This is a genomic window from Mycobacterium marseillense (assembly GCF_010731675.1).
In the GTDB taxonomy this organism is placed as follows: Bacteria; Actinomycetota; Actinomycetes; order Mycobacteriales; family Mycobacteriaceae; genus Mycobacterium; species Mycobacterium marseillense.
In genome coordinates, this window is record NZ_AP022584.1 from 2,270,646 (window position 1) to 2,296,676 (window position 26,031).

Genomic DNA, 26,031 nt, shown 5'->3' on the forward strand with positions numbered 1-26,031 from the left:
GGTATACGGTCACCGCGTCACCCTAGTACGACTGCCAGCCGGCGTGGCCGCTCCACTCCTGATCGTCGACCAGCACCCGGGCCGGCCCGTCGAGAACCCGCCCGATGATGCGCCATCCGGCCGGGGCGGGTCCGGTGAAACATGCCACCAGGGCGTGGTCTTCGCCGCCGCCCAGCACCCACGGCCAGGGATCGACGCCCGCGGCGCCCGCCGCCGCGGCGAGCGCATCGCGGTCGGCGGCCAGGGCCGCCGTGGACAGGTCGATGCCCACGCCCGACGCGTCGGCGATATGCCGTAGGTCGGCGATCAGGCCGTCGGAGACGTCGATCATCGCCTGCGCACCCCCGGCGGCCGCGGCCGCGCCCTGACCGTACGGCGGCTCGGGCACCGCATGCCGGCGCCGCAGTTCGTCGAACCCACCAATATCGTTGTGCCACAGGGCAAACCCCGCCGCGGAGCGGCCCAACTCCCCGGCGACGGCGACCAGCGATCCGGGCCGTGCGCCCGATCGCCGCACCGGCTCGCGCCCGCCGAGGTCGCCCAGCACCGTCACCGAGATCACCCACTGCGGGCAGCTCACCAGGTCGCCGCCGGCGATGCCGGCCCCGACCCGCTGCGCCTCGTCCCACATCCCGTCGACGAGCGCGTCCACCGCCGCGGCCGGGGTCTCGCCGGGCGCGCCGAAGGCGACGACGAACGCCGTGGGCCGCGCGCCCATCGCCTCGATGTCCGCGGCGTTCTGGGCGATCGCCTTGCGGCCGATGTCGTGGGGTGTCGACCAGTCCAGCCGGAAGTGGCGGTCCTGCACCAGCATGTCGGTCGATACCACGGCGCGGCCGTCGCCCGCCGCCACCAGTGCCGCGTCGTCACCCGGCCCGAGCACCACGGCATCGGGCTGTCGGCGGCCGGCCACCAGGCGGTCGATGACGGCGAACTCGCCGAATTGCTGCAGCGTCGATTCGTCCCGCACGACACCCACGATAATTGGCCATCGGGGTGAGCTGAGGTGATAGTGATGTGGGGACAGGAGGTGGCCGCGGTGGCAACCGGATCGGACGCCGACGGCGCGCCGCCGCGCGCGGTGATCATCGTCGCGGTCGCGCTGGCCGTCGCGACCATCGGGGTGATCCTGGCGATCGCGGCCACCCGTGAGGCTCCCCCGCAACCGGTCGCCGTCGCGGGCGTCCCGGCGCCGCAGGCCGAAAGCCCCGCGTGCCGGGCGCTGATGGACGCACTGCCGCCGCGCCTGGGCGATTACCAGCGGGCGGTGCTCGAGCAGCCCGAACCGGCGGGCGCGGCGGCCTGGCGGACCGGTCGCGGCAGCGACCCGGTGGTGCTGCGCTGCGGGCTGGACCGCCCGGGCGAGTTCGTCGTCGGCTCCCCGCTCCAGGTGGTCGACCGGGTGCAGTGGTTCCAGGTGCGCTCCGAACAGCAATCCGCCGGGGACGCCGGCAGATCCACCTGGTACGCGGTGGATCGCCCGGTCTACGTGGCGCTCACGCTGCCCACCGGGTCAGGACCGGCGCCGATCCAGCGCCTCTCCGAGGTGATCGAGCAGCGCATCCCCGTCGCGCCCATCAACCCCGGGCCGGCCCGCTAGCGCAATGGTGGCGACCCCCCGCTAGCGCAGGCCTACCCCGCGGGCCAACGCCGTCTCGACCATCGTCGCCAGCAATGTCGCGTAGTCCACGCCGCTGGCCGCCCACATCCGCGGATACATCGAAATCGTGGTGAATCCGGGCATCGTGTTGATCTCGTTGAGCACCGGCCCGTCCTCGGTGAGGAAGAAATCCACCCGGGCCAGCCCCTGGCAGTCGATGGCCTTGAACGCGCGGATCGCCAATTGGCGCACGGCGTCGGCGATTTCGTCGTCGACCTTGGCGGGCACGTCCAATTCGGCGGCGTCGTCGAGGTACTTGGTGGCGAAGTCGTAGAACGAATCCTCGCGGCCGCGAACACCGGCCACCCGGATCTCGCCCAGCGCGCTGGCTTCGACTGTGCCGTCGGGCATTTCGAGCACACCGCACTCCAGCTCGCGGCCGACGATCGCGGCCTCGACGATGACTTTGGGGTCGTGGTGGCGCGCGGCGGCGACGGCGGCGTCCAACTGATCCCAGCTCGACACCCGGCTCACGCCGATCGAGGAACCGCCCCGTGCGGGCTTGACGAACACCGGCAATCCCAGCCGCTGACATTCCTCGGGCCGCAGCCTCGCGCGCGAGGGACGCAGCACCGCGTAGTCGCCGACCGGCAACCCCTCGGCGGCGAACAGCTTCTTGGTGAACTCCTTGTCCATGCCGGCCGCGCTGGCCAACACACCGGCCCCCACATACGGCACCCCGGCGAGTTCGAGCAGCCCCTGAATGGTGCCGTCCTCGCCGTAGGGCCCGTGCAGCACGGGGAACACCACGTCGACGGACGCCAGGACCTCGCTGGCGCCGGGCGCGAGGGACACCAGTTGGCCGCCGCGCCGCGGATCGGCCGGCAACGCCAACTCGGTTCCCGAATCGGCGGTCACCTCGGGCAGTCGCCGCTCGGTGATCGCCAGCGCGGCAGGGTCAGCGTCGGTGAGCACCCAGGAACCTTCCGGGGTGATGCCGATCGCGACCACCTCGAAACGCTCGGGGTCGAGGTTGCGCAAAATGCTGCCCGCCGAGACGCACGAGATGGCGTGCTCGTTGCTGCGCCCGCCGAAGACGACGGCCACGCGCGCCCGCTCACCGCCCCCTGAGCCGGGGTGCGGCGTCGACCGATCGCTGGCATTCACAATCTCAAGAGGCTACCGGGTTGGTGGGGGCTCATTCGGGCTTGGTGCTGCGGCCCAACAGCAGCGCCATCGCCTCATCGACCGACAGCCCCTTGTGGCAGACCCGGTGCACGGCGTCGGTGAGTGGCATTTCGACGTCGTAGCTGGCCGCCAGCGCCAGCACCGCCTCGCAGGACGTCACACCCTCGACGACGTGCCCGTCGCCGCTGTCCGGCGTGCCGGAAAGGACCGACTCGATGGTTGCTCCGCGGCCGAGCCGCTCGCCGAACGACCGGTTGCGCGAGTGCGGGGAGCCGCAGGTGGCCACCAGGTCACCCACGCCGGCCAGCCCGGCGAGCGTCGCGCCCTTGGCGCCCAGCGCGATCCCCAGCCGCATGATCTCGGCCAGGCCCCGGGTGATGATCGCCGCGGCGGTGTTTTCGCCGAGTCCCACACCGGCCGCCATCCCGCAGGCGAGCGCGATGACGTTCTTGCACGCCCCGCCGATCTCGGTGCCGACCACGTCACTGTTGGTGTACGGGCGGAAGTATCCGCTGTTCAGCATGCGCTGCAGGGCGACGGCCCGGCCCGAGTCACTGCAGGCGACCACCGTCGCCGCGGGCTGGCATATGGCGATCTCGCTGGCCAGGTTCGGCCCCGAGATCACCGCGACCTGCGCCGGGTCGACGCCGGTCACCGCGACGATCACCTGGCTCATCCGCATCAGGGTGCCCAGCTCGATGCCCTTGGCCAGGCTGACCAGGGTCGCGCCCTCGGGCAGCAGCGGCGCCCAGCGCTCGAGGTTGCTCCGCAGCGTCTGGGCCGGCACGCCGAGCAGCACCGTGGACGCGCCGCGCAGCGCGTCGGCGGCGTCGGCGGTGGCCCGGATGCCCGGCGGCAGCGACGTGCCGGGCAGATAGTCCGGGTTCGATCGGGTGGCGTTGATCCGCTCGGCGAGCTCGGGCCGGCGGGCCCACAGCGTGACCTCCGTGTCCGGCCCACCCGCCTCCACGAGCACCTTAGCCAGCGCCGTGCCCCACGCCCCGGCGCCCATGACCGTCACACCGGCATGCGTGCTGGTCATGCGTCACCCCCTGTCGTGGTCGGTCTTGCTCGCGCGGCACCTGCAGCCGCTACACCCTAGATCAGCGACGGACCGGGCGTCACGCGCGCCAGCGTCTCCCCGCGCGCCCCCGGGGCCATGACGCCGGCGCCCGCGGCGCCGCTGGCAGGATGACATCCCATGAGCGGCATGCGAGCCGACGGCGCACCTGGCGGCGCGGGCACTGTGGGTGATGTCGCGTTGATCATCGCCGTCAAGAGGCTCGCCGCGGCCAAGACCAGACTGGCGCCGGTGTTCTCGGCGCGCACCCGCGAGAGCGTGGTGCTGGCGATGTTGATGGACACCCTGACCGCCGCGGGGCGCGTGGAAGCGCTGGGGTCGATCACCGTGATCACGCCCGACGAAGCGGCGGCCGCCGCGGCCGCCGAGCTGGGTGCCGAGGCGCTGGCCGACCCGACGCCCGAGGGCCACCCCGATCCCCTCAACAACGCGATCGCCACCGCGGAGCGTGCGGTGGGCGCTTCGTTCTCCAATGTCGTTGCGCTGCAAGGCGATTTGCCGGCGCTGCAAACCCAGGAGCTGACCGAGGCCGTCGCCGCCGCGCGCCAGCACCGGCGCAGTTTCGTCGCCGACCGGCTGGCGACCGGGACCGCCGCGCTCTTCGCGTTCGGGGGCCCGCTCGATCCCCGGTTCGGTTCCGATTCGTCGGCGCGGCACCGCAGTTCGGGTGCGATCGAGCTGACCGGCGCGTGGCCCGGCCTGCGCTGTGACGTCGATACCCCGACCGACCTCGCCGCCGCCCGCCGCCTCGGGGTGGGGGCCGCGACCGCCCGCGCCGTCGCCGCGCACTGATTCCGGTCACGACGGCCGAGCTGTCCGGAAGGTGAACGTCGGCCCAACGGCGAATGGATGTTCCGGCGACCACCGGCGCCGATGGTGTGACCCGCTTCGCCCGGCAGCGCCGCGCTCGCGATCACCACTGGCAGCACCCGCGCGTAATGAGCGATGATCGCAGGGTGACTGAAATCGAAGCTGAGGCGCGACCCGACGAGAATTTGTGGCATTCAGGCGACTCGGCCGTGGCGGCGCCCCCGGCTGCGACCCCCACCGCGATGACCGATCTGCCGGACGATCGTTACCTCAACCGGGAACTGAGCTGGCTGGACTTCAACGCCCGCGTGCTGGCGCTGGCCGACGACAATTCGTTGCCGCTGCTGGAACGGGCCAAGTTCCTGGCCATCTTCGCCTCCAACCTCGACGAGTTCTACATGGTGCGGGTCGCCGGCCTCAAGCGCCGCGACGAGATGGGGTTGTCGGTGCGCTCCGCCGACGGCCTGACGCCCCGCAAGCAGCTGGCCCTGATCGGGGAGCAGACCCAGCGGATCGCCACTCGGCATGCGCGGGTGTTCCTCGATTCGGTGCGGCCGGCGCTCGCCGAGGAAGGCATCCACATCGTCACGTGGGCCGACCTCGATCAGGCCGAGCGCGACGAACTCTCGACGTATTTCACCGAACAAGTCTTTCCCGTCCTGACGCCGCTGGCCGTCGACCCCGCGCACCCGTTCCCGTTCGTCAGTGGGCTGAGCCTGAATCTGGCGGTCATGGTGCGCCAGCCCGAGGATGGGGGGCAGCACTTCGCCCGAGTCAAGGTGCCCAACAACGTCGATCGCTTCGTCGAACTCGCCGCCCCCAAGTCGGGCCGGGACAGCGCCGCGGGCGACGGCCGGTCCATCGTGCGCTATCTGCCGCTGGAAGAACTGATCGCGGCCTTCCTTCCTCTTCTGTTCCCCGGCATGGAAATCGTGGAACACCACGCCTTCCGCATCACCCGCAACGCCGACATGGAGGTCGAAGAAGACCGCGACGAAGACCTGCTGCAGGCGCTCGAACGCGAATTGGCGCGCCGGCGGTTCGGTCCGCCCGTGCGCCTCGAGATCGCCGACGACATGACCGAGGGCATGTTGGAATTGCTGCTGCGCGAACTCGACGTGCATCCCGGTGACGTCATCGAAGTCCCCGGCCTTTTGGATCTTTCGTCGCTGTGGCAGATCTACGATCTGGACCGCCCGGCGCTCAAGGACCCGGCGTTCGTTCCGGACACGCACCCCGCCTTCGCCGACCGCGAATCTCCCAAGAGCATCTTCGCGACGCTGCGCGAGGGCGACGTGCTGGTGCACCACCCGTATGACTCCTTCTCCACCAGCGTGCAGCGATTCATCCAGCAGGCCGCGGCCGACCCCAACGTGCTGGCGATCAAACAGACGCTGTACCGCACCTCCGGTGATTCGCCGATCGTGCGCGCGCTGATCGAAGCGGCCGAGGCCGGAAAGCAGGCCGTGGCGCTCGTCGAGATCAAGGCTCGCTTCGACGAGCAGGCCAACATCCGCTGGGCGCGCGCACTCGAACAAGCGGGCGTGCACGTGGTTTACGGGCTCGTCGGGCTCAAGACGCACTGCAAGACGTGCTTGGTGGTGCGCCGCGAAGGCTCGGCGATCCGACGGTACTGCCACATCGGAACCGGCAACTACAACAGCAAGACCGCCCGTCTCTATGAGGATGTCGGCCTGCTGACGGCGGCCCCCGACATCGGTGCCGACCTCACCGATTTGTTCAATTCGCTGACCGGCTATTCGCGAAAGGTCTCCTACCGCAATCTGCTCGTGGCGCCGCACGGAATTCGCACCGGCATCATCGAACGCGTCGAACGCGAGATCGCGGCGCACCGCGAACGCGGCCAGGGACGGATACGCCTCAAGATGAATGCGCTGGTTGATGAGCAGGTCATCGATGCGCTGTACCGGGCGTCGCAGGCCGGCGTGCGGGTCGAGGTGGTCGTGCGCGGCATCTGCGCGCTGCGCCCTGGCGCGCAGGGCTATTCCGAAAACATCGTTGTGCGCTCCATTCTCGGGCGCTTTTTGGAGCACTCGCGGATCATCCATTTCCGCAACATCAACGAATTCTGGATCGGCAGCGCCGATATGATGCACCGCAACCTCGATCGGCGGGTGGAGGTGCTGGCTCAGGTCAAGGACCCCAAGCTCACCGCGCAGCTCGACGAATTGTTCGAGTCCGCATTGGATCCGTCCACGCGTTGCTGGGAACTTGGGTCCGACGGACAGTGGACCGCGTCGCCGCAAGAGGGCCATACGGTGCGCGACCACCAAGTATCGTTGATGGAGCGGCATCGCAGCCCCTAGGCCTGTGCGGTGATTTCGGAGTTGTTTCCGGGCCGCGGCGTGATCCAACGTGCGACTCTGACCGAATTGACCTGCAGGAGTTGAGGTGCCGCCTTCGAGCTCGTCTAACGCCCGGCGCTCTGGAAGCCGGATCGTCCATGCCGCCGGTGCGGTGCTGTGGCGACCGCGCGATGCCGACGGCGCCGACCACGACGTCGAGATCGCCGTCATCCACCGCCCCCGCTATGACGATTGGTCGCTACCCAAAGGCAAAGTGGATCCCGGCGAGACCGCGCCCGTGGCGGCGGTGCGGGAAGTGTGCGAGGAGACCGGACAGCACGCCGTCCTCGGCCGGCGGCTCAACGCGGTGAGCTATCCCATCGAGGCAGGTGTCAAAAAAGTCTTCTACTGGTCGGCGCGCGCCGTCGGCGGCGAATTCGTTCCCGGCGACGAGGTCGACCGGTTGCTGTGGCTCCCGGCGGCCGAGGCCATGCAGAAACTCGATTACGCCCAAGATCGAAAAGTGTTGCGCCACTTCAACAAAAAGCCAGCGGACACCCACACCGTGCTAGTGGTTCGGCATGCCACCGCGGGGCGCAAATCGCGCTTCTCCGGCGATGACACCAAGCGGCCGCTGGACAAGCGGGGGCGGGCGCAGGCCAAGGCGCTGGTTCCGCAGCTGCTGGCCTTCGGCGCCTCGCGGGTGTATGCGGCCGACCGGGTTCGCTGCCACCAGACGGTGGAGCCCCTCGCCGAGGACCTCGGCTCGGTCGTGCACAACGAGCCGACGCTCACCGAAGAGGCCTACGCCAAGAACGCCAAACGCGGCCGCCACCGGATGCTGGATATCGCCGACGAGCACGGCACGCCGGTTGTCTGCACGCAGGGCAAGGTGATTCCGGACTTGATCGCGTGGTGGTGCGCCCGCGATGGGGTGCGGCCGGACAAATCGCGCAACCACAAGGGCAGCACCTGGGTGCTGTCGTTGTCCGGCGGCCGACTGGTGGCCGCCGACCACATCGGCGGTGCGCTGGCCGCCAACGTGCGCGCCTAGCTTGACGGCGGCGGCCCGCCGCCATTTTGATGTGGCCCGCCGCTAGCACACGAATACCCTCCGGGGCACCGCTGCCGCCGAAGGGTATTCGTGTCTAGTACGTGCTCTGCCTACCGGCGGCCGCGACGCGCGGTCGTCTTCTTGGCAGAAGCCTTGCGGGCCGTGGACTTGCTCGCGGCCTTCTTGGCCGGAGCCTTCTTGGCCGCAGCCTTGCGGGCCGGCGCCTTCTTGGCCGCAGCCTTCTTGGCCGGCGCCTTGGTCGCGGCCTTGCGGGCCGGAGCCTTCTTCACTGCCGCCTTCTTGGCCGGGGCCTTCTTCACTGCGGCCTTTTTGGCGGGAGCCTTCTTGGCCGCAGCCTTCTTGGCGGGTGCCTTCTTGGCCGCAGCTTTCTTGGCGGGAGCCTTCTTGGCCGCGGTCTTCTTGGCCGCGCCCGTGCCACCTACCACACCGCGCTTGACGGCCGGGCCGTCCGACGGGAGACGCTGTGCGCCAGACACAACCGCTTTGAATTGGGCACCGGGACGGAACGCGGGGACGGAAGTCGGCTTCACCTTCACCGTCTCACCGGTCCGCGGGTTGCGGGCCACGCGCGCTGCGCGGCGCCGCTGTTCGAAAACACCGAACCCGGTAATCGTGACGCTGTCGCCCTTGTGTACCGCACGCACAATGGTGTCGACAACGTTCTCGACCGCTGCGGTCGCCTGCCGACGGTCCGTGTCCAATTTCTGTGTGAGCACATCAATGAGCTCTGCCTTATTCATCAATCCCTCCGACACTAGTGGTCCTCGATTTTGAACCGACTAGTGGACACGGTAAACCCTCACCCAGCAAATTTCCAAGAGCCACGCGCAATTTCACGGCAAGGCCTACGGCGATTTCGCAATCCGGTTGCCGCCCTTGACCGGTGGGAGATCTTGAAAACGGCCCGGTTTAGTTAGCCGATCGAGCAGAAATTCGGGTCCGTCCGACCGTTCAGGAGGTGGACAGAGTTCGTGGCTTCCAGTCCGGATAAGCCGCCTCGAAAGACTCGATTTCGTCGAGTTTCCGCAGCGTAAGGGCTATATCGTCAAGGCCTTCGAGTAGCCGCCACGCGGTGTGGTCGTCAATCGTGAACGGCAGCACCGTCGTTCCCGCGGTGATATTTCGATCTTGAAGATTGGCAGTGATTTCCAAGCCGGGGCTCTGCTCGATCAGCTTCCAGAGCAGCTCCACGCCATCTTGAGAAACTTCGGCCGCCAGCAGCCCCGCCTTGCCGGCGTTGCCCCGGAAAATGTCACCGAATCGAGACGAGATGACCACTCGGAACCCGTAGTCCATGAGCGCCCACACCGCGTGCTCGCGCGACGAGCCCGTCCCGAAATCGGGTCCGGCGACGAGTACTGACCCCCGGTCAAAGGGACTGAGGTTGAGCACGAATGACGGATCCGACCTCCAGCTCGCGAACAAGCCATCCTCGAAACCGGTTCGGGTGACACGCTTCAAATACACCGCCGGAATGATCTGATCGGTGTCGACGTTGGAGCGCCGCAGCGGCACACCGATGCCGGTGTGGGTGTGAAATGCTTCCATGCTCATCCCTTCAGACGTCGAATAAGTCAGCTCAAATCGGCCGGAGCAGACAATGTGCCGCGGACCGCTGTCGCCGCGGCAACGGCCGGAGACACCAAATGCGTGCGGCCGCCTTTACCCTGGCGCCCTTCGAAGTTGCGGTTGGACGTCGCCGCGCAGCGCTCTCCGGGCGCCAACTGGTCGGGGTTCATCCCCAGGCACATCGAGCAGCCCGCCTGCCGCCATTCGGCACCGGCGGCGGTGAAAACCTCGCCCAGCCCTTCGGCTTCGGCCTGTGCGCGCACTCGCATCGACCCCGGCACGACGAGCATTCGCATCCCCGGGGCGATTTTGCGCCCGCGCAAAATGTCGGCTACCACCCGCAGATCTTCGATACGACCGTTGGTACAAGAGCCCACGAACACCGCGTCGACGGCGACGTCACGCATCGGGGTACCCGGTCGAAGGTCCATGTATGCCAACGCTTTCTCAGCGGCTTGGCGCTCCCCGTCGTCGGTCATCAATTCGGGGTCGGGCACGGCGGCGGCCAGCGGCACACCCTGGCCGGGGTTGGTGCCCCATGTCACAAACGGGCTCAGCGACTCCGCGTCGAGATAGACCTCGGTGTCGAATTCGGCGCCCGGGTCGGTGCGCAGTTGCTGCCAATAACGCATGGCCGCATCCCATTGCGCGCCTTTCGGGGCGTGGGGGCGGTCACGCAGGAACTCGTAGGTGGTGTCGTCGGGAGCCACCATCCCCGCTCGGGCGCCGGCCTCGATGCTCATGTTGCAGACGGTCATCCGGCCTTCCATCGACAGCGATTCGATGGCACTGCCGCGGTATTCGATGACATGGCCCTGCCCGCCGCCGGTCCCGATCTTGGCGATCAGCGCGAGGATGATGTCCTTGGACGTCACGCCCGGCGGCAATGTCCCGTCGACATTGACCGCCATCGTCTTGAACGGCCGCAACGGCAGCGTCTGAGTCGCCAGTACGTGCTCGACCTCCGAGGTGCCAATTCCCATGGCCAGGGCGCCGAATGCGCCGTGCGTCGAGGTGTGACTGTCCCCACAGACGATCGTCATTCCCGGTTGGGTAAGGCCCAGCTGCGGCCCGACGACGTGCACGATGCCCTGCTCGAGGTTGCCCATCGGGTATAGCCGCACACCGAATTCGGCACAATTTCGCCGTAATGTCTCGACCTGCGTGCGTGACACCGGGTCGGCGATCGGCTTGTCGATGTCGATGGTCGGAACGTTGTGATCCTCGGTGGCCAGCGTCAAATCGGGGCGGCGCACCGGCCGGCCGGCCAGGCGCAGGCCGTCGAAAGCCTGTGGGCTGGTGACCTCGTGCACCAGGTGCAAATCGATGTAGATCAAGTCGGGTGCGCTCGCCTGCCCCGAGGCGCCCCCGGAGACCACAACATGGTCGGCCCAGACTTTTTCGGCCAGAGTGCGCGGCTTGGTGGCCGCCCCCGTGTCGATCCCCATATCGAACTCGCCTCAATTCGCTTCATCCGCGGCTCGCCGACCATTCGGGCTGTGATCTCAGAATGCGAGACGCTAGTATCTTCTTGTGAGACAGCATAACGGTATCGGCGTCCTGGACAAAGCCGTGGGTGTCCTGCACACCATCGCCCAATCCCCGTGTGGATTAGCCGAACTGTGTGAGCGGACCACGCTGCCCCGGGCCACGGCCTATCGGCTGGCGGCGGCCCTGGAAGTCCATCGCCTGCTGGCGCGCGACGACGAAGGGCGCTGGTGCCTCGGCCCAGCCGTCACCGAACTCGCCGCTCACGTCAACGATCCGCTGCTGGCCGCCAGCAGCGCGGTGCTGCCCCTGTTGCGCGAGACCACCGGCGAAAGCGTGCAGCTGTACCGGCGTGAGGGCACCGACCGCGTCTGTGTGGCTGCCCTGGAACCCGCTGCGGGCCTTCGCGATACGGTTCCGGTCGGGGCGCGACTGCCCATGACGGCGGGTTCGGGCGCCAAAGTGCTGCTGGCCCATAGCGACGCCGCCACCCAGAAAGCGGTGCTGACGACGGCGAAATTCACCGAACGAACGCTGGCCGAGGTGCGCCGGCGCGGCTGGGCCCAAAGCGTGGCCGAGCGCGAGCCGGGCGTGGCCAGCGTGTCCGCGCCGGTGCGCGACGGCCGCGGCGCCGTCATCGCGGCCATCTCGGTGTCGGGCCCCATCGATCGGATCGGCCGGCGTCCGGGCGCGCGCTGGGCCGCCGATCTGCTGTCCGCCGCCGACGCGCTCGCCCGCCGGCTCTAGTTCCCGAGTCCTCCCGCGAGCAGCGGGCCTGACAGACTGACCGTCATGGGAACCAATCAGCGCGCGAGCATCGTCATGTCGGAAGACGAGATCGCCGAATTCGTCGTGAAAAGCCGCACCGGAACGCTGGCCACCATCGGCTCCGACGGCCAGCCTCACCTGACCGCCATGTGGTACGCCGTGGTCGACGGCGAGATCTGGCTGGAGACCAAGGCCAAGTCGCAGAAGGCGGTCAATCTTCAGCGGGACCCGCGGGTGAGCTTTTTGATCGAGGACGGGCACACCTACGACACGCTTCGCGGGGTGTCCTTCGAGGGCGTCGCGGAGATCGTGGACGACCCCGCCGTCTCGCACCGGGTGGGGGTCAGCGTCTGGGAGCGCTACACCGGCCCCTACACCGACGACATGAAACCGTTCGTCGAGCAGATGATGAACAAGCGGGTCTGCGTTCGCATTGTGGCCCGCCGGGCTCGTTCGTGGGATCACCGCAAACTCGGCCTGGCGCCGATGCCGGTGGGTGGTTCGACCGCACCGGCCGTCCTGGGGGACGACCAGTAACCGCGGTTTTAGTTTGTAGCCCCGATGGGATTCGAACCCACGCTACCGCCGTGAGAGGGCGGCGTCCTAGGCCGCTAGACGACGGGGCCAGAAACGATCCGAGCAGTCAGCATAGCTCACCGCGCTAAGCCCACCTAATCGCTTGAAACGGTGAGGATTTTGCTGGGGTACCAGGACTCGAACCTAGAATGGCTGAACCAGAATCAGCTGTGTTGCCAATTACACCATACCCCATTGGCTGCCTAAAACTGCTGGTCAGCGCCGATCGCGGGCCTTTTCAAGCTCTTTGGGGACCGCTGCTGCCAGTCGTTGTCGGCTTTGGTAAACCGCAGTGCAGACTACCAAAGTCTCGCGGGGCAGTCCGCACGCGTGGTCGGGGTCTCTCCTAACCGATCGCCGCGCGCGCCGCGCGCAGCCGCTGCACGCTGCGGTCGCGGCCCAGCAGCTCCAGCGACTCGAACAACGGCGGGCTGACCGTCGTCCCGGTGGCGCCCACCCGGATCGGGCCAAACGCCTTGCGCGGTTTGAGGCCCAGCTCGTCGATGAGCGCCTCCTTGAGGGCGGCCTCGATCCGGGGCGTCGTCCAATCCGCGACGCCATCCAGCGCAACCAGCGCCGCATCGAGCACCGCGGCCGCGCCCGGACCGAGTTCTTTGTTGGCGGCCCTGGGGTCGATCGCGTACTCGTCGTCGTTGAGGAACTTCAACAGGTCCCAGGCATCACCGAGCACCACGATCCGGGTCTGGACCAGGTCGGCGGCCGTGGCGAAGCCGGCGTCGTCGAGCTCGAGGCGATGACCGTGGACGCCGAAAAAATTGCGCAGCCTGGTGGTGAAGTCCTCGACGGTGAGCATCCGGATGTGCTCCGCGTTGAGCGCGTCGGCCTTCTTCTGGTCGAAGCGGGCCGGATTGGAGTTGACGTCGACGACATCGAACGCGGCCACCATCTCATTGAGACTGAATACGTCGTGGTCGTCGGCGATGGCCCAGCCCAGCAACGCCAGATAATTGAGCAGCCCTTCGGGGATGAAGCCGCGGTCGCGGTGGGCGAACAGGTTCGACTGCGGGTCGCGCTTGGACAGCTTCTTGGTGCCCTCCCCCAATACCGTTGGCAGGTGTGCGAACTGGGGAGTGCGCTCGGCGACACCGATCCGGATCAGCGCCTGATACAGCGCGAGCTGGCGCGGTGTCGACGGCAGCAGATCCTCGCCGCGCAGCACATGGGTGATCTTCATCAGCGCGTCGTCGCACGGGTTGACCAAGGTGTACAACGGATCTCCGTTGGCGCGGGTGAGCGCGAAGTCGGGCACGGACCCGGCCGCGAAGGTGGTGGTTCCGCGCACCAGGTCGTCCCAGCCGAGGTCGTCATCGGGCATCCGCAGCCGCACCACCGGCTGGCGGCCCTCCGCGAGGAGCGCGGCGCGCTGCGAGTCGGTCAGCTGCCGGTCGAAATTGTCGTAGCCCAGCTTGGGATTACGGCCCGCGGCGATATGTCGCGCCTCGACCTCCTCCGGCGTCGAGAAGGCGTAGTAGGCCTCCCCCGCCTCGACCAGCTTGGCCACCACGTCGCGGTAGATCTCGCCGCGCAGAGATTGGCGGTACGGGCCGTACGGGCCGCCCACCTCGGGCCCCTCATCCCAGTCCAGGCCGAGCCAGCGCAGCGCGTCCAGCAGCGCCAGATAGCTTTCCTCACTGTCGCGTTGGGCGTCGGTGTCCTCGATGCGAAAGACGAAAGTGCCCCCGGTGTGTCGGGCGTAGGCCCAGTTGAACAGCGCGGTGCGGACCATGCCGACGTGCGGGGTGCCGGTGGGCGATGGACAGAATCGGACCCTCACGGGAGTTGATGCAGTCACGATTTTCCTTTGCGGAGCACGGGATTGGTGAGGGTGCCGATGCCCTCGATGGTGATGGAGACGGTGTCGCCGTCCTCGATGGGCCCGACGCCCGCCGGGGTTCCGGTGAGGATGATGTCGCCGGGCAGCAAGGTCATCACCGCCGAAATCCACTCGACGATGGAGCCGATGTCATGGATCAGCAGCGACGTGCGGCTGTGTTGTTTGACCTCACCGTTGACTTCGGTGCGCAATTCGAGATCGCCCGGGTCCAGCGGCTTGAGGTCGGTGACGATCCACGGGCCGACCGGGCAGAAGGTGTCGTGGCCTTTGGCCCTCGTCCATTGGCCGTCGGCTTTTTGTTGATCGCGTGCCGACACGTCGTTGCCGATGGTGTAGCCAAGGATGTTGTCGGCCGCCTGGGCGGCCGAGACGTCCTTGCAGGGCCGGCCGATGACCACGGCCAGCTCGCCCTCGAAGTGCACCGGTGATGCGTTGGCCGGCAAGCGAATCGGGACGTTGGGCCCGATGATGGCGGTGTTGGGCTTGAGGAATATCACCGGCTCGGCTGGCGCGGGGCCGGTCATGTCTTTCATCTCGGCGATGTGATCGGCGTAGTTCTTCCCGACGCAGACCACCTTGCTGGCGAGTATCGGGGCGAGCAGCCGGACGTCGGCCAACGGCCATGTCCGGCCGGTGAAGTTCGGCGTGCCGAAGGGATGCTCGGCGATCTCGCGCGCGATCATCTCGGCTGGGTCGTCGAGTTCACCTTCGATACTGACGAAGGCGACACCGTCGGGGCTGGCGATTCGACCAAGGCGCATTCGGTTGAGCCTAGTGACGGTCGCGAGCGTGGCGTAGCCGGGCGTAGGTGGGCCTCGCGGGTCAGGCGATGACCAGCAACGGCGCACGTCCTGCGGCCAAATTTCCCGCTGGTATGCAAGCATGGGGAATGCAGACCGACTCGACCGCTACGCCCGAAATCGGCGCGGGCGCGCGCTGGTCGATCATGATCGTTTCGCTGCTGGCGACGGCAAGTTCGTTCCTCTTCATCAACGGCGTCGCGTTCTTGATCCCGTCGCTGCGAGTGCGCGGAGTCCGGTTGGACGAGGCCGCCCTGCTGGCTTCGATGCCCAGCTGGGGCATGGTGGTGACGCTGGTGCTGTGGGGTTATGTGCTGGACCGGGTCGGCGAACGGTTGGTGATGGCCACAGGTTCGGCCCTCACCGCAGCCGCGGCCTACGCCGCGGCCTCGGCGCATTCGATGGTGCTGATCTCGGTGTATCTGTTTCTCGGCGGCATGGCCGCCGCCAGTTGCAATACAGCGGGCGGGCGACTGGTGTCCGCCTGGTTTCCGCCGCACCAACGCGGCCTGGCCATGGGCATCCGCCAGACCGCGCAGCCCTTGGGAATCGCCTTGGGCGCGATGGTAATTCCCGAGCTGGCCGAACACGGACCGCAGCACGGCCTCAGGTTCACCGCGTTGGCATGCGTGGTCGGGGCGATCGCGAGCGTCATCGGAATCGTCGACCCGCCGCGCAAACCGCGCGCGAGCGCAACCCATCAAGAACTCGCCAGCCCCTATCGAAAGTCGTGGACGCTGTGGCGGATTCACGCGGTCGCGGGCCTGATGATGATGCCCCAAACGGTGACGGTGACGTTCATGCTGGTGTGGCTGATCCGAAATCTGCACTGGTCGGTTGCGGCCGCCGGCGCGTTGGTCACGCTGTCCCAGCTGCTCGGTGCGCTCGGCCGGGTCGCCGTGGGCCGCCTGTCCGATCGGGTCGGCTCACGGATGCGGCCCGTGCGCTACATCGCGGCGGTCGCGGTGTTGGCGCTTCTCCTGCTGGCGTGGGCCGACTACATGAATTCGCGATGGCAGGCCGGGCTCATGGTCGCCATCGCGGTGATCTCCGTGCTCGACAACGGGCTGGAGGCCACGGCCATCACCGAATTCGCCGGTCCGTACTGGAGCGGTCGCGCCCTGGGCATCCAGAACACCACCCAGCGAATGATGGCGGCCGCCGGGCCCCCGCTGTTCGGCGCCTTGATCTCGGCCGCGAAATATCCACCGGCGTGGCTGTTGTGCGCGTTGTTCCCGTTGGCGGCGATGCCGCTGGTGCCGACGCGGTTGCTGCCGCCCGGCTTGGAGGACAGAGCCCGTCGGCAAACCGTCCGTCGCGTTCGGTGGTGGCGGGCCGTTCGTTCCCACGCATTGCCCAATAAGGCGGAGCGACGTTTGCCGCAACGATCCGGTGAGAACTATTAATAGGTGCAGCTGACATCGACACGTCGATGGTTGATGCTGGGGACGGGACTGATCGCCACGTTGAGCGCGACGGTTTTCATCAACGGCATCGCCTTTCTGATCCCCGCCCTCAACGACGTACGCGGCATCGACCTGGCCGAAGCGGCGCTGCTCTCAGCGATGCCCAGCTTCGGCATGGTGGTCACGCTGATCGCCTGGGGCTACGTACTCGACATCGTCGGCGAGCGGATCGTGCTTACGGCGGGCCTGGCGCTGACCGCGGCGGCAGCCCTTGCCGCCGCGGCGGTGCCGGAGTCCATGCTGACCGAGGGGATCGCCCTGTTCGCCGGCGGCATGGCTGCGGCGAGCGCCAACACCGCCAGCGGCCGGCTGGTGACGGGCTGGTTTCCCCCGCAGCAGCGCGGCCTGGCGATGGGGATCCGTCAGACCGCGCAGCCGTTGGGAATCGCGTTGGCCGCCTTGGTACTTCCCGAGCTTGGTGAACGCAGCATCTCGGTAGCGCTGTTGTTCCCCGCGGCGGTGTGCGCGGTGTCCGCGGTGCTGTGCGCGATCTGGGTGCGCGATCCCGAACGTCCCGACCGGTCGGCCGCCGACAAAACGGAATTGGCCAGCCCGTACCGAGGCACCACGGTGCTGTGGCGCATTCACTTCGCGTCGGCGCTGCTCATGGTGCCCCAGACCGTGGTCCTGACGTTCATGCTGGTCTGGTTGATGAAAAACCAGCATTGGTCGATCGCGACCGCCGGTCTCCTGGTGAGCTTCTCGCAGCTGCTGAGCGCGCTGGGCCGCATCGCCGTCGGCAGATGGTCCGACCACCTGGGATCGCGCATGCGTCCGATCCGCATCATCGCGGCGGCGGCCGCCGTGGTGATGATCTTGCTGGCGATCGCCGATCATGCGCACTCGGCGATAGCGGTGACGCTGATGGTCGCCGCGTCGGTGATCACCGTGCTGGACAACGGATTGGCGTTCACCGCCATTCCGGAAGTGGCCGGGCGTTTCTGGAGCGGGCGCGCCATGGGCGCGCAAAACACCACCCAGCGGCTCACCGCGGCGGTCGGGCCGCCGGTATTCGGTGAGGTGATCGACGCGACCGGGTACCCGTTGGCCTTCGCGGTGTGCGCGCTGTTTCCGTTGCTGGCCTTGCCGATGGTGCCCTCGGAGGCGCGCTCGCGCACCGCCGCCCGAGACTAGAGCCCGGCAGCGATCCGTTCGCCGACTTCGGTGGTGGCGCGCCGTTCGTTCCCCCGCGTTGCCAGGTACTGCTCGACGGCGCGGTCCACCCGCTTGGCGGCGGCGTCCTCGCCGAGATGGGCGAGCAGCAGCGCCACCGACATGATGGCCGCGGTCGGATCGGCGATGCCTTGACCGGCGATGTCCGGCGCGCTGCCGTGGACGGGCTCGAACATCGAGGGATTGGTCCGGGTCCCGTCGATGTTTCCGCTGGCGGCCAAGCCAATTCCGCCACACACCGCCGCCGACAGGTCGGTGATGATGTCGCCGAACAGGTTGTCGGTGACGATCACGTCGAAGCGACCGGGGTCGGTGACCATGAAGATGGTCGCGGCGTCGATGTGTTGGTACGCCACCTCGACGTCGGGATAGTCCTTGCCGACCTCGGCCACGATGCGCGACCACAGCTTGCCGGCGAAGGTCAGCACGTTGGTTTTGTGCACCAGTGTCAAGTGCTTTCGGCGCCGCTGCGCCCGCTCGAACGCGTCGGCCACCACGCGGCGCACACCGAAGGCCGTGTTCTGGCTGACCTCGGTGGCGACCTCGTTGGGCGTACCGACGCGGATGGCGCCGCCGGTTCCGGTGTAGGGACCTTCCGTTCCCTCACGCACCACCACGAAGTCGATCTCGGGGTTGCCGGCCAGCGGGCTGTTCACTCCCGGGTACAGCCGGCCGGGCCGCAAGTTGATGTGATGATCCAGCTCGAAACGCAAGCGCAGCAACAAACCTCGCTCCAGCACGCCGCTGGGCACCGACGGGTCACCGATGGCGCCGAGCAGGATGGCGTCGTGCGCGCGCAGCTCCTCGACCGCCGAGTCCGGCAACAACTCACCGGTGGCGTGGTAGCGGCGCGCACCCAGGTCGTAGTGGGTCTTCTCCACCCCGGGTAGCACCGCATCCAGGACCTTGATGGCCTCGGAGACGACCTCCGGCCCGATGCCGTCGCCCTCGATCACCGCGAGTCTCATCGGTGCCGCTCTCCCCCGCAGGCGGGGGGTGTCCCCGCCTCATCGCTCCAATTTTTCTTGTCGCCGGCGCGTCTCATGAAAGATCAACCACCTCAAGCTTGTTGGCGCCGACGGACGCACCGATTTCCGCCCGCACGTCGCCCGGCACGTCCCGGTCCAGGCGCAACAGGATCGTCGCCCCCGGGCCCTCGGCGTCCTCGGAGAGTTGCGCGGCCTGGATATTGACCCCGGCCGAGCCCAGCAGGGTGCCGATCTTGCCCAGCGCGCCGGGCTGGTCAGCGTAGTTGATCACGAGGTTGATGCCGCGGGCGCGCAGATCGAAGTTGCGGCCGTTGATCTGGACGATCTTCTCCACCAGCTGCGGCCCGGACAGGGTGCCGGCGACGTTGACCGCGGTGCCGTCGTGCGCGACCGCGCGCACGTCGACCACGCTGCGGTGGTTCGGGCTTTCCGACGCCGTGCCGATTTCGGCGGTGACGCCGCGCTCCTCGGCCAGCGCCGGCGCGTTGACGAACGTCACCGGCCCCTCGACGACGGCCGAGAACAACCCGCGCAGCGCCGAAAGCTTCAGCACCTCAACGTCTTCGGAGGCGAGCTCCCCGCGCACCTGCACCGACACCGACACCGGTGGGCCGTCGGACAGCGAGGCGGCCAGCAGGCCGAGCTTGCGCACCAGATCCAGCCACGGCGCCACCTCCTCGTTGACCACGCCGCCGCCGACGTTGACGGCGTCGGGAACGAATTCCCCCGCCAGCGCGAGCTTCACGCTCGCCGCGACGTCGGTGCCGGCCCGGTCCTGGGCCTCCTCGGTGGACGCCCCCAGATGGGGTGTGACCACCACCTGCGCCAGCTCGAAGAGCGGGCTGTCGGTGCACGGCTCCTTGGAGAACACGTCGAGGCCGGCCGCGCGCACGTGGCCGCTGCGCACCGCGTCGGCCAGCGCCGCCTCGTCGACCAGGCCGCCACGGGCGGCGTTGACGATGATGACGCCGGGCTTGGTTTTCGCCAGCGCGTCCTTGCCGATCAGTCCGGCCGTTTCGGGCGTCTTGGGCAGGTGCACCGAGATGAAGTCGGCGCGGCCCAGCAATTCGTCCAGCGTCAACAGCTCGATACCCAGCTGCGCGGCGCGGGCCGGGGACACGTAGGGGTCATAGGCGATCAGGTGGGTGCCGAAGGCGCTGAGCCGCTGGGCAACCAGCTGCCCGATCCTGCCCAGCCCGACGACGCCGACCGTCTTGCCGAAGATCTCGGTGCCCGAGAACGACGATCGCTTCCAGGTGTGCTCGTGCAGCGAGGCGTCGGCGGCCGGGATCTGACGGGCCGCGGACAGCAGCAGCGCCAGCGCGTGCTCGGCGGCGCTGTGGATGTTCGACGTCGGCGCGTTGACCACCAGGACACCGCGCTCGGTGGCGGCGTTGACGTCGACGTTGTCCAGGCCGACCCCGGCGCGCGCGACGATCTTCAGCTTGGGGGCCGCCGCCAGCACCTCCGCGTCGACGGTGGTGGCCGAACGCACCAGCAGCGCGTCGGCCTCCGGCACGGCCGCCAGCAGCTTCTCCCGATCGGGCCCGTCCACCCAGCGCACCTCGACCTGGTCGCCCAGGGCCGCGACGGTTGATTCAGCGAGCTTGTCGGCAATGAGTACAACAGGCAGATTCACCCGGCCAGCCTATCGGCTGTAATTGACGGGTGGACGTCACCATCGTCGGCAGCGGACCCAACGGGTTGACCGCCGCCGTAATCTGCGCCCGGGCCGGCCTGAAAGTGCAGGTCGTCGAAGCTCAACCGACGTTTGGCGGGGGTGCGCGCACCGCGGCCGACCCGGATTCTGCGGGAGTCTTGCACGACATCTGCTCGGCGGTGCACCCCTTGGCGTTGGCCTCGCCGTTCTTCGCCGAATTCGATCTGCCCGCGCGCGGTGTGCAGTTGGCGGTGCCCGAGATCTCGTATGCCAACCCGCTGCCGGGGCGCCCGGCCGCCATCGCGTACCGCGACCTGGACCGCACCTGTGCCGAATTGGAGCGGGGCGCCTCCTTCCGACGGCTGCTCGGGCCGTTGGTCGAGCGCTCCGACGACGTGGTGGCCCTGCTGCTGGGCGACAAACGGTCGGTGCCGAACTCGGTGCCGTCGGCGCTGCGGCTCGGGCTGCGGATGCTGGCCCAGGGCACCCCCGCGTGGGGGTCGCTGGCCGGCGAAGACGCCCGCGCCCTGTTCACCGGCGTTGCCGCCCATATCATTTCGCGGATGCCGTCGTTGACGGCGGCCGGTGCCGGGATGATGCTGGCCACCCTCGCCCATTCGGTGGGCTGGCCGATTCCGGTGGGCGGCAGCCAGGCGATCACCGACGCGCTGATCGCCGACCTGCGCGCGCACGGCGGCGAGCTGATGGCGGGCACGGAGGTCACCGAGCCGCCGGGCGGAGTCGTGGCCTTCGACACGGCGCCGACCGCGCTGCTGCGGATCTACGGCGACTCCCTCCCGGGCCGTTACGCCAAAGCGTTGCGGCGCTACACGTTTGGCCCAGGCGTCGCCAAGGTGGACTTTGTTTTGAGCGACGAGATCCCATGGGCGGATCCTCGGCTGCGGCAGGCCCCCACCCTGCATCTCGGCGGCACCCGAGCGCAGATGGCCCGCGCCGAGGCCGACATCGCCGTTGGCCGGCACGCGCAGTGGCCGATGGTGCTGGCCGCTTCCCCGCACGTCGCCGATCCGACCCGCATCGACGCCGCCGGACGCCGCCCGTTCTGGAGCTATGCCCATGTGCCGTCGGGGTCGACCGTCGACCCGACGGAAGCCGTGACCGCGGTGGTCGAGCGGTTCGCGCCCGGCTTCCGCGACGTCGTGGTCGTGGCGCGCGCGGTGCCCGCCGCGCGGTTGGCCGACCACAACGCCAACTATGTGGGCGGCGACATCGGGATGGGCGGCAATTCGGCCTGGCGAGCGATCGCGGGCCCGACTCCGCGGCTAAACCCTTGGTGCACACCCATTCCCAAGGTGTACCTGTGTTCGGCGGCCACGCCCCCGGGCGGCGGCGTCCACGGCATGGCCGGCTACTACGCCGCGCGCACGCTATTGCGCCGCGAATTCGGGCTCGGCGTGCCTAAGCTGGCCCCGTGACGAAACTCGCGATCATCTACTACTCGGCCACCGGTCACGGCACCACGATGGCGCAGCGCGTCGCCGCGGCGGCCGAGTCGGCGGGGGCCGACGTGCGCCTGCGCCATGTCGCCGAAACCCAGGATCCCGCCTCGTTCGCGCACAACCCGGCCTGGACGGCCAACTACGAGGCCACCAAGGACCTTCCGGTGGCGACCGGCGACGACATCGTGTGGGCCGACGCGGTGATCTTCGGCTCTCCGACGCGGTTCGGTTCTCCGGCAGCGCAATTGCGCGCGTTCCTCGACTCGCTGGGCGGGCTGTGGGCCCAGGGCAAGCTCTCCGACAAGGTGTATGCGGGCTTCACGTCGTCCAACACCATGCACGGCGGTCAGGAAACCACCCTGCTCTCGCTGTACATCACGCTGATGCATTTCGGCGGCATCATCGTGCCCCCGGGCTACACGGATCCGTGCAAGTTCGTCGATGGCAACCCGTATGGGGTCAGCCTGGTCACCACGCACGACAACATCACCGAATTCGACGAGCCCACCGAGAAGGCCCTCGAGCATCTGGCCCGCCGGGTGGTGGAGACGGCGGGCCGCCTCGCGGCGTCCTAAGCGCCGAGCGTGCACTCACGGCGAAAAAATCGCTGACGATTCGCCCTGGGTGCACGCTCGCGCGGAGGCTAAGCGGTCTCGGTGATCGGCCGATCGACCCAGCTCATCAGGTCGCGCAGCTTCTTGCCGGTGACCTCGATGGGGTGCTCGGCGTTCTCCTTGCGCAGCTGCTCGAGCTGCTTGTTGCCGCCCTCGACGTTGGCGACCAGCTTCTTGACGAAGTCGCCGTTCTGGATGTCGCGCAGGATCTCCCGCATGCGGTCCTTGGTGCCGGCGTCGATGACGCGCGGCCCGGACAGGTAGCCGCCGAACTCCGCGGTGTCGGACACCGAGTAGTTCATCCGGGCGATCCCGCCCTCATACATCAGATCCACGATCAGCTTGAGCTCGTGCAGCACCTCGAAGTACGCCATCTCCGGCGGGTAGCCCGCCTCGACCATCACGTCGAAACCGGTCTTCACCAATTCCTCTGTGCCACCGCACAAGACGGCCTGCTCACCGAAGAGGTCGGTTTCGGTCTCGTCCTTGAAGGTGGTCTTGATGACGCCGGCCCGGGTGCCACCGATGGCCTTGGCGTAGGACAGCGCCAGCGCCTCCCCCTTGCCGGACGGGTCCTGGTCGACCGCGATCAGGCAGGGCACGCCCTTGCCGTCGACGAACTGGCGGCGCACCAGGTGGCCGGGCCCCTTGGGGGCGACCATCGCGATGGTGACGTCGGCGGGCGGCTTGATCAGGTCGAAGTGGATGTTGAGGCCGTGACCGAAAAACAAAGCGTCACCGGGCTTCAGGTTGGGCTCGATGTCGCTGGCGAAGATGTCGGCCTGCGCGGTGTCGGGCGCCAGCAGCATGATCACGTCGGCCCACTTGGCGACCTCGGCGGGGGTGTCGACGTCCAGGCCCTGCTCGGAAACCTTGGCGCGGGACTTCGATCCCTCCTTCAGGCCCACCTTCACCTGCACGCCGGAGTCGCGCAGGCTCAGCGAGTGCGCGTGCCCTTGGCTGCCGTATCCGATGACCCCGACCTTGCGACCCTGGATGATGGTCAGGTCCGCGTCGTCGTCGTAGAACATCGGCAATGTCTCCCCAGACGGGTTAGCCACTTCTCTATCTCCTTCTTGTTTTCGCTGAAAAATTACTTGGCCGTGCCGATTCCGCGCGGACCGCGAGACAACGACACCACTCCGGATTGGACGATTTCACGGATACCGAATGGTTCCAGGATCCGCAGCAGCGCCTCGATCTTGCCGCGGTCGCCCGTCGCCTCGATCGTCAGCGCCTCCGTTGAAACGTCAATCACCTTGGCGCGGAACAGATTCACCGCTTCGATCACCTGACTGCGGGTCCCGGCGTCGGCGCGCACCTTGATCATCGCCAATTCCCGCGACACCGAGTTGTCGTCGTCCAGCTCGACAATCTTGATGACGTTGATCAGCTTGTTGAGCTGCTTGGTGATCTGTTCGAGCGGGGTCTCCTCGGCGGAGACCACGATCGTCATCCGCGACATGTCCTTCTGCTCGGTCGCGCCGACCGCCAGCGACTCGATGTTGAACCCGCGTCGCGAGAACAGCGCCGCCACCCGGGCGAGCACACCGGGTTTGTCCTCGACCAGCACCGAGAGCGTGTGGGTTTGCGGACTCATCAGGCGTGCCCTTCACTCTCGTCGTCGAACAGCGGGCGGATCCCGCGGGCCGCCTGAATCTCGTCGTTGCTGGTGCCGGCGGCCACCATCGGCCACACCTGCGCGTCCGCGCCGACGATGAAGTCGATCACCACCGGGCGGTCGTTGATCGCCCGGGCCTGGGCGATGACATCTGCCACGTCTTCCTCACGCTCGCAACGCAACCCGACGCAGCCCAACGCCTCGGCCAGCTTCACGAAGTCCGGGATGCGGTGCGAGTGCGTGGCCAGATCCGTTTGCGAGTACCGCTCTTCGTAGAACAGCGTCTGCCACTGGCGCACCATGCCCAGGTTGCCGTTGTTGATCAGCGCCACCTTGATCGGCACGCCCTCGATCGCGCAGGTGGCCAATTCCTGGTTGGTCATCTGGAAACAGCCGTCGCCGTCGATCGCCCACACCTCCGCGTCCGGGCGGGCCATCTTGGCGCCCATGGCGGCCGGAATGGCGAACCCCATGGTGCCCAGGCCGCCGGAGTTGAGCCAGGTGCGCGGCTTCTCGTAGGAGATGAATTGGGCCGCCCACATCTGGTGCTGCCCGACTCCGGCGACGTACACCGCGTCGGGGCCGGCGATCTGGCCCAGCTTCTCGATGACGTATTCGGGGCCCAGGCTGCCGTCGCTCTGCGGCCCGTAGCTCAGTGGATAGGTGGACCGGACCCCGTCGAGGTAGGTCCACCACTCGGTCATGTCGATCTTGCCGGGCACCCCGTCGTGGCGGAGCTGCTCGACCAGCTCGCCCACGACGGCCTTGACGTCGCCGACGATCGGCACGTCGGCATGGCGGTTCTTGCCGATCTCGGCCGGGTCGATATCGGCGTGGATGACCTTGGCTTCGGGCGCGAAGGTGTCCAGCTTGCCGGTCACCCGGTCATCGAAGCGGGTGCCCAAGGCGATCAGCAGGTCGCTGCGCTGCAGGGCCGCCACCGCGGCGACGGTGCCGTGCATGCCGGGCATGCCCATGTGCTGACGATGGCTGTCCGGGAACGCGCCGCGCGCCATCAGGGTGGTCACCACGGGGATGCCGGTCAGCTCGGCCAGCTCGCGCAGCTGCTCGGTCGCGTCTCCCCGGATCACGCCCCCGCCCACGTACAGCACCGGTTTGCGGGCCGCCGCGATCAGCTTGGCGGCCTCCCGGATCTGCCGGTTGTGCGGTTTGACGGTCGGCTTGTAGCCGGGCAGATCGATGCGCGGGGGCCAGCTGAACGTGCACTGACCCTGCAGCACGTCCTTGGGGATGTCGACGAGCACCGCGCCGGGCCGCCCCGAGGAGGCGATGTGGAAGGCCTCGGCGAGCACCTGGGGGATCTCGTTGCCGGAGCGGACCAGGAAGTTGTGCTTCGTGATCGGCATCGTGATGCCCGAGATGTCGGCTTCCTGGAAGGCGTCGGTGCCGATCAGCGTGCGCCCGACCTGGCCGGTGACGGCGACGACGGGGATCGAGTCCATCTGGGCGTCGGCCAGCGCGGTGACCAGGTTGGTGGCGCCGGGGCCCGACGTCGCCATGCAGACGCCGACCTTGCCGGTGGCGTGCGCGTAGCCGCTGGCGGCGTGGCCGGCGCCCTGTTCGTGGCGGACCAGCACGTGGCGCAGCTTCTGCGAGTCGAACAGCGGGTCATAGACCGGCAGCACCGCGCCGCCGGGGATGCCGAAGATGACGTCGACGTCGAGTTCCTCCAGCGACCGGATCACCGACTGCGCGCCGGTAAGTTGCTCGGGCCCAATGCGTTTCGGCTTGCCGTTCGCAGACTTCGCGGCCGGCTTCACCGCGTCGGTGGCGATGTCGGCGGCGCCCGGTGTGTCGGGGGCGGGCCGCCTGGTGGGAACGCTCACTGTCGTTAGTCCTTATTCACTCTGGGAATCTCGCGGGGGCAACAAAAAACCCCCGACAGCTCATCTGCTGCACGAGGGTTGCGCG

General features: G+C 68.1%; 23 protein-coding genes and 2 tRNA genes. 10 read left to right on the top strand and 15 right to left on the bottom strand.

Going from position 1 to position 26,031, the window contains the following annotated elements:
• Positions 1–22: 22 nt before the first annotated feature.
• On the bottom strand, positions 23–970 hold the full coding sequence (locus G6N26_RS10155) for a thiamine-phosphate kinase (protein ID WP_179960316.1): 948 nt from the start codon (positions 968–970) through the stop codon (positions 23–25).
• A 45-nt stretch (positions 971–1,015) separates the two neighbouring features.
• Here G6N26_RS10155 and G6N26_RS10160 point away from each other — a divergent pair, with 45 nt between their 5' ends.
• A complete protein-coding gene (locus tag G6N26_RS10160; protein WP_083019769.1) occupies positions 1,016–1,600 on the top strand; it encodes a DUF3515 domain-containing protein in 585 nt (194 codons plus the stop codon).
• A 21-nt stretch (positions 1,601–1,621) separates the two neighbouring features.
• Here G6N26_RS10160 and G6N26_RS10165 read toward each other — a convergent pair whose 3' ends face one another.
• Both G6N26_RS10165 and G6N26_RS10170 read right to left on the bottom strand, forming a co-directional pair.
• Complete coding sequence (locus G6N26_RS10165) at positions 1,622–2,767, bottom strand: D-alanine--D-alanine ligase family protein (protein ID WP_083019767.1); 1,146 nt, start codon at positions 2,765–2,767, stop codon at positions 1,622–1,624.
• A gap of 31 nt (positions 2,768–2,798) precedes the next feature.
• A complete protein-coding gene (locus G6N26_RS10170) occupies positions 2,799–3,830 on the bottom strand; it encodes an NAD(P)H-dependent glycerol-3-phosphate dehydrogenase (RefSeq protein ID WP_083019764.1) in 1,032 nt (343 codons plus the stop codon).
• Between the two features lie 159 nt (positions 3,831–3,989).
• Between G6N26_RS10170 and cofC the strand changes: the two genes are divergently transcribed.
• The 3 genes from cofC (at position 3,990) to mutT1 (ending at position 8,039) form a co-directional block, all read left to right on the top strand.
• Positions 3,990–4,661, top strand: coding sequence for a 2-phospho-L-lactate guanylyltransferase (gene cofC, locus G6N26_RS10175; protein ID WP_083019762.1), 672 nt, complete (start codon positions 3,990–3,992; stop codon positions 4,659–4,661).
• A gap of 146 nt (positions 4,662–4,807) precedes the next feature.
• Positions 4,808–7,006: an RNA degradosome polyphosphate kinase gene (locus G6N26_RS10180; RefSeq protein WP_083019796.1), complete on the top strand. Its 2,199-nt coding sequence runs from the start codon at positions 4,808–4,810 to the stop codon at positions 7,004–7,006.
• 85 nt (positions 7,007–7,091) lie between these two features.
• Positions 7,092–8,039 (top strand): 8-oxo-(d)GTP phosphatase MutT1, encoded by a 948-nt coding sequence (mutT1, locus tag G6N26_RS10185; protein ID WP_067168922.1) that lies wholly within the window; start codon positions 7,092–7,094, stop codon positions 8,037–8,039.
• A 110-nt stretch (positions 8,040–8,149) separates the two neighbouring features.
• Here the strand turns inward: mutT1 and G6N26_RS10190 are convergent, their stop codons facing one another.
• The 3 genes from G6N26_RS10190 to leuC form a co-directional block, all read right to left on the bottom strand.
• Positions 8,150–8,800: an HU family DNA-binding protein gene (locus tag G6N26_RS10190; protein ID WP_083019795.1), complete on the bottom strand. Its 651-nt coding sequence runs from the start codon at positions 8,798–8,800 to the stop codon at positions 8,150–8,152.
• A gap of 211 nt (positions 8,801–9,011) precedes the next feature.
• Positions 9,012–9,608 carry a 3-isopropylmalate dehydratase small subunit gene (gene leuD / locus G6N26_RS10195; protein WP_067168926.1) on the bottom strand — a complete coding sequence of 199 codons (597 nt, stop codon included), beginning with the start codon at positions 9,606–9,608 and terminating at the stop codon, positions 9,012–9,014.
• Positions 9,609–9,634: 26 nt separating this feature from the next.
• Positions 9,635–11,077, bottom strand: coding sequence for a 3-isopropylmalate dehydratase large subunit (gene leuC / locus G6N26_RS10200; RefSeq protein ID WP_067168929.1), 1,443 nt, complete (start codon positions 11,075–11,077; stop codon positions 9,635–9,637).
• 85 nt (positions 11,078–11,162) lie between these two features.
• On the opposite strand from leuC, the gene G6N26_RS10205 reads away from it, so the two are divergent.
• Together G6N26_RS10205 and G6N26_RS10210 are read left to right on the top strand one after the other, a co-directional pair.
• Positions 11,163–11,864, top strand: a complete 702-nt coding sequence (locus G6N26_RS10205) for an IclR family transcriptional regulator (protein WP_083019760.1) — start codon at positions 11,163–11,165, stop codon at positions 11,862–11,864.
• Between the two features lie 45 nt (positions 11,865–11,909).
• A complete protein-coding gene (locus G6N26_RS10210) occupies positions 11,910–12,422 on the top strand; it encodes a pyridoxamine 5'-phosphate oxidase family protein (protein ID WP_083019758.1) in 513 nt (170 codons plus the stop codon).
• 16 nt (positions 12,423–12,438) lie between these two features.
• Here G6N26_RS10210 and G6N26_RS10215 read toward each other — a convergent pair.
• The 4 genes from G6N26_RS10215 to G6N26_RS10230 all read right to left on the bottom strand — a co-directional run bounded on the left by G6N26_RS10215 (position 12,439) and on the right by G6N26_RS10230 (position 15,077).
• A tRNA-Glu gene (locus G6N26_RS10215) sits at positions 12,439–12,511 on the bottom strand.
• Between the two features lie 73 nt (positions 12,512–12,584).
• Positions 12,585–12,656 (bottom strand) — tRNA-Gln (locus tag G6N26_RS10220).
• 151 nt (positions 12,657–12,807) lie between these two features.
• Positions 12,808–14,274, bottom strand: coding sequence for a glutamate--tRNA ligase (gene gltX, locus G6N26_RS10225; RefSeq protein WP_139799210.1), 1,467 nt, complete (start codon positions 14,272–14,274; stop codon positions 12,808–12,810).
• A complete protein-coding gene (locus G6N26_RS10230) occupies positions 14,271–15,077 on the bottom strand; it encodes a fumarylacetoacetate hydrolase family protein (RefSeq protein ID WP_083019754.1) in 807 nt (268 codons plus the stop codon). Before G6N26_RS10230 ends, gltX begins: the two co-directional genes overlap by 4 nt.
• Before the next feature lie 128 nt (positions 15,078–15,205).
• On the opposite strand from G6N26_RS10230, the gene G6N26_RS10235 reads away from it, so the two are divergent.
• Together G6N26_RS10235 and G6N26_RS10240 are read left to right on the top strand one after the other, a co-directional pair.
• Entirely contained in the window at positions 15,206–16,522 is a 1,317-nt protein-coding gene (locus tag G6N26_RS10235; RefSeq protein ID WP_139799209.1) for an MFS transporter, read from the top strand.
• A gap of 3 nt (positions 16,523–16,525) precedes the next feature.
• Entirely contained in the window at positions 16,526–17,716 is a 1,191-nt protein-coding gene (locus G6N26_RS10240; RefSeq protein ID WP_194164285.1) for an MFS transporter, read from the top strand.
• Here G6N26_RS10240 and G6N26_RS10245 read toward each other — a convergent pair.
• Complete coding sequence (locus G6N26_RS10245; RefSeq protein WP_083019750.1) at positions 17,713–18,723, bottom strand: 3-isopropylmalate dehydrogenase; 1,011 nt, start codon at positions 18,721–18,723, stop codon at positions 17,713–17,715. The genes G6N26_RS10240 and G6N26_RS10245 overlap by 4 nt on opposite strands.
• Before the next feature lie 73 nt (positions 18,724–18,796).
• On the bottom strand, positions 18,797–20,383 hold the full coding sequence (gene serA, locus G6N26_RS10250) for a phosphoglycerate dehydrogenase (RefSeq protein ID WP_067168944.1): 1,587 nt from the start codon (positions 20,381–20,383) through the stop codon (positions 18,797–18,799).
• Positions 20,384–20,412: 29 nt separating this feature from the next.
• Here serA and G6N26_RS10255 point away from each other — a divergent pair, with 29 nt between their 5' ends.
• Together G6N26_RS10255 and wrbA are read left to right on the top strand one after the other, a co-directional pair.
• A complete protein-coding gene (locus G6N26_RS10255) occupies positions 20,413–21,840 on the top strand; it encodes a phytoene desaturase family protein (protein ID WP_083019748.1) in 1,428 nt (475 codons plus the stop codon).
• The gene (gene wrbA, locus G6N26_RS10260) at positions 21,837–22,439 is read left to right on the top strand and encodes an NAD(P)H:quinone oxidoreductase (protein WP_067168948.1); all 603 of its coding nucleotides are present in this window, start codon (positions 21,837–21,839) and stop codon (positions 22,437–22,439) included. Before G6N26_RS10255 ends, wrbA begins: the two co-directional genes overlap by 4 nt.
• A 68-nt stretch (positions 22,440–22,507) precedes the next feature.
• Here wrbA and ilvC read toward each other — a convergent pair whose 3' ends face one another.
• From ilvC to G6N26_RS10275, 3 genes are all read right to left on the bottom strand, one after another.
• The gene (ilvC, locus tag G6N26_RS10265; protein WP_067168950.1) at positions 22,508–23,509 is read right to left on the bottom strand and encodes a ketol-acid reductoisomerase; all 1,002 of its coding nucleotides are present in this window, start codon (positions 23,507–23,509) and stop codon (positions 22,508–22,510) included.
• A 62-nt stretch (positions 23,510–23,571) separates the two neighbouring features.
• A complete protein-coding gene (gene ilvN, locus G6N26_RS10270) occupies positions 23,572–24,078 on the bottom strand; it encodes an acetolactate synthase small subunit (RefSeq protein WP_008259035.1) in 507 nt (168 codons plus the stop codon).
• Positions 24,078–25,946, bottom strand: coding sequence for an acetolactate synthase large subunit (locus G6N26_RS10275; protein ID WP_067168952.1), 1,869 nt, complete (start codon positions 25,944–25,946; stop codon positions 24,078–24,080). Before G6N26_RS10275 ends, ilvN begins: the two co-directional genes overlap by 1 nt.
• Positions 25,947–26,031 lie beyond the last annotated feature (85 nt).

Coding starts and splice junctions, on each gene's coding strand:
- G6N26_RS10190 (WP_083019795.1), bottom strand. CDS start 8,800: ATGAATAAGGCAGAGCTCATTGATGTGCTCACACAGAAATTGGACACG.
- leuD (WP_067168926.1), bottom strand. CDS start 9,608: ATGGAAGCATTTCACACCCACACCGGCATCGGTGTGCCGCTGCGGCGC.
- ilvN (WP_008259035.1), bottom strand. CDS start 24,078: ATGAGTCCGCAAACCCACACGCTCTCGGTGCTGGTCGAGGACAAACCC.
- G6N26_RS10160 (WP_083019769.1), top strand. CDS start 1,016: ATGTGGGGACAGGAGGTGGCCGCGGTGGCAACCGGATCGGACGCCGAC.
- cofC (WP_083019762.1), top strand. CDS start 3,990: ATGAGCGGCATGCGAGCCGACGGCGCACCTGGCGGCGCGGGCACTGTG.
- G6N26_RS10180 (WP_083019796.1), top strand. CDS start 4,808: ATGAGCGATGATCGCAGGGTGACTGAAATCGAAGCTGAGGCGCGACCC.
- ilvC (WP_067168950.1), bottom strand. CDS start 23,509: ATGTTCTACGACGACGACGCGGACCTGACCATCATCCAGGGTCGCAAG.
- G6N26_RS10230 (WP_083019754.1), bottom strand. CDS start 15,077: ATGCGCCTTGGTCGAATCGCCAGCCCCGACGGTGTCGCCTTCGTCAGT.
- G6N26_RS10170 (WP_083019764.1), bottom strand. CDS start 3,830: ATGACCAGCACGCATGCCGGTGTGACGGTCATGGGCGCCGGGGCGTGG.
- leuC (WP_067168929.1), bottom strand. CDS start 11,077: ATGGGGATCGACACGGGGGCGGCCACCAAGCCGCGCACTCTGGCCGAA.
- G6N26_RS10245 (WP_083019750.1), bottom strand. CDS start 18,723: ATGAGACTCGCGGTGATCGAGGGCGACGGCATCGGGCCGGAGGTCGTC.
- G6N26_RS10235 (WP_139799209.1), top strand. CDS start 15,206: ATGCAGACCGACTCGACCGCTACGCCCGAAATCGGCGCGGGCGCGCGC.
- G6N26_RS10210 (WP_083019758.1), top strand. CDS start 11,910: ATGGGAACCAATCAGCGCGCGAGCATCGTCATGTCGGAAGACGAGATC.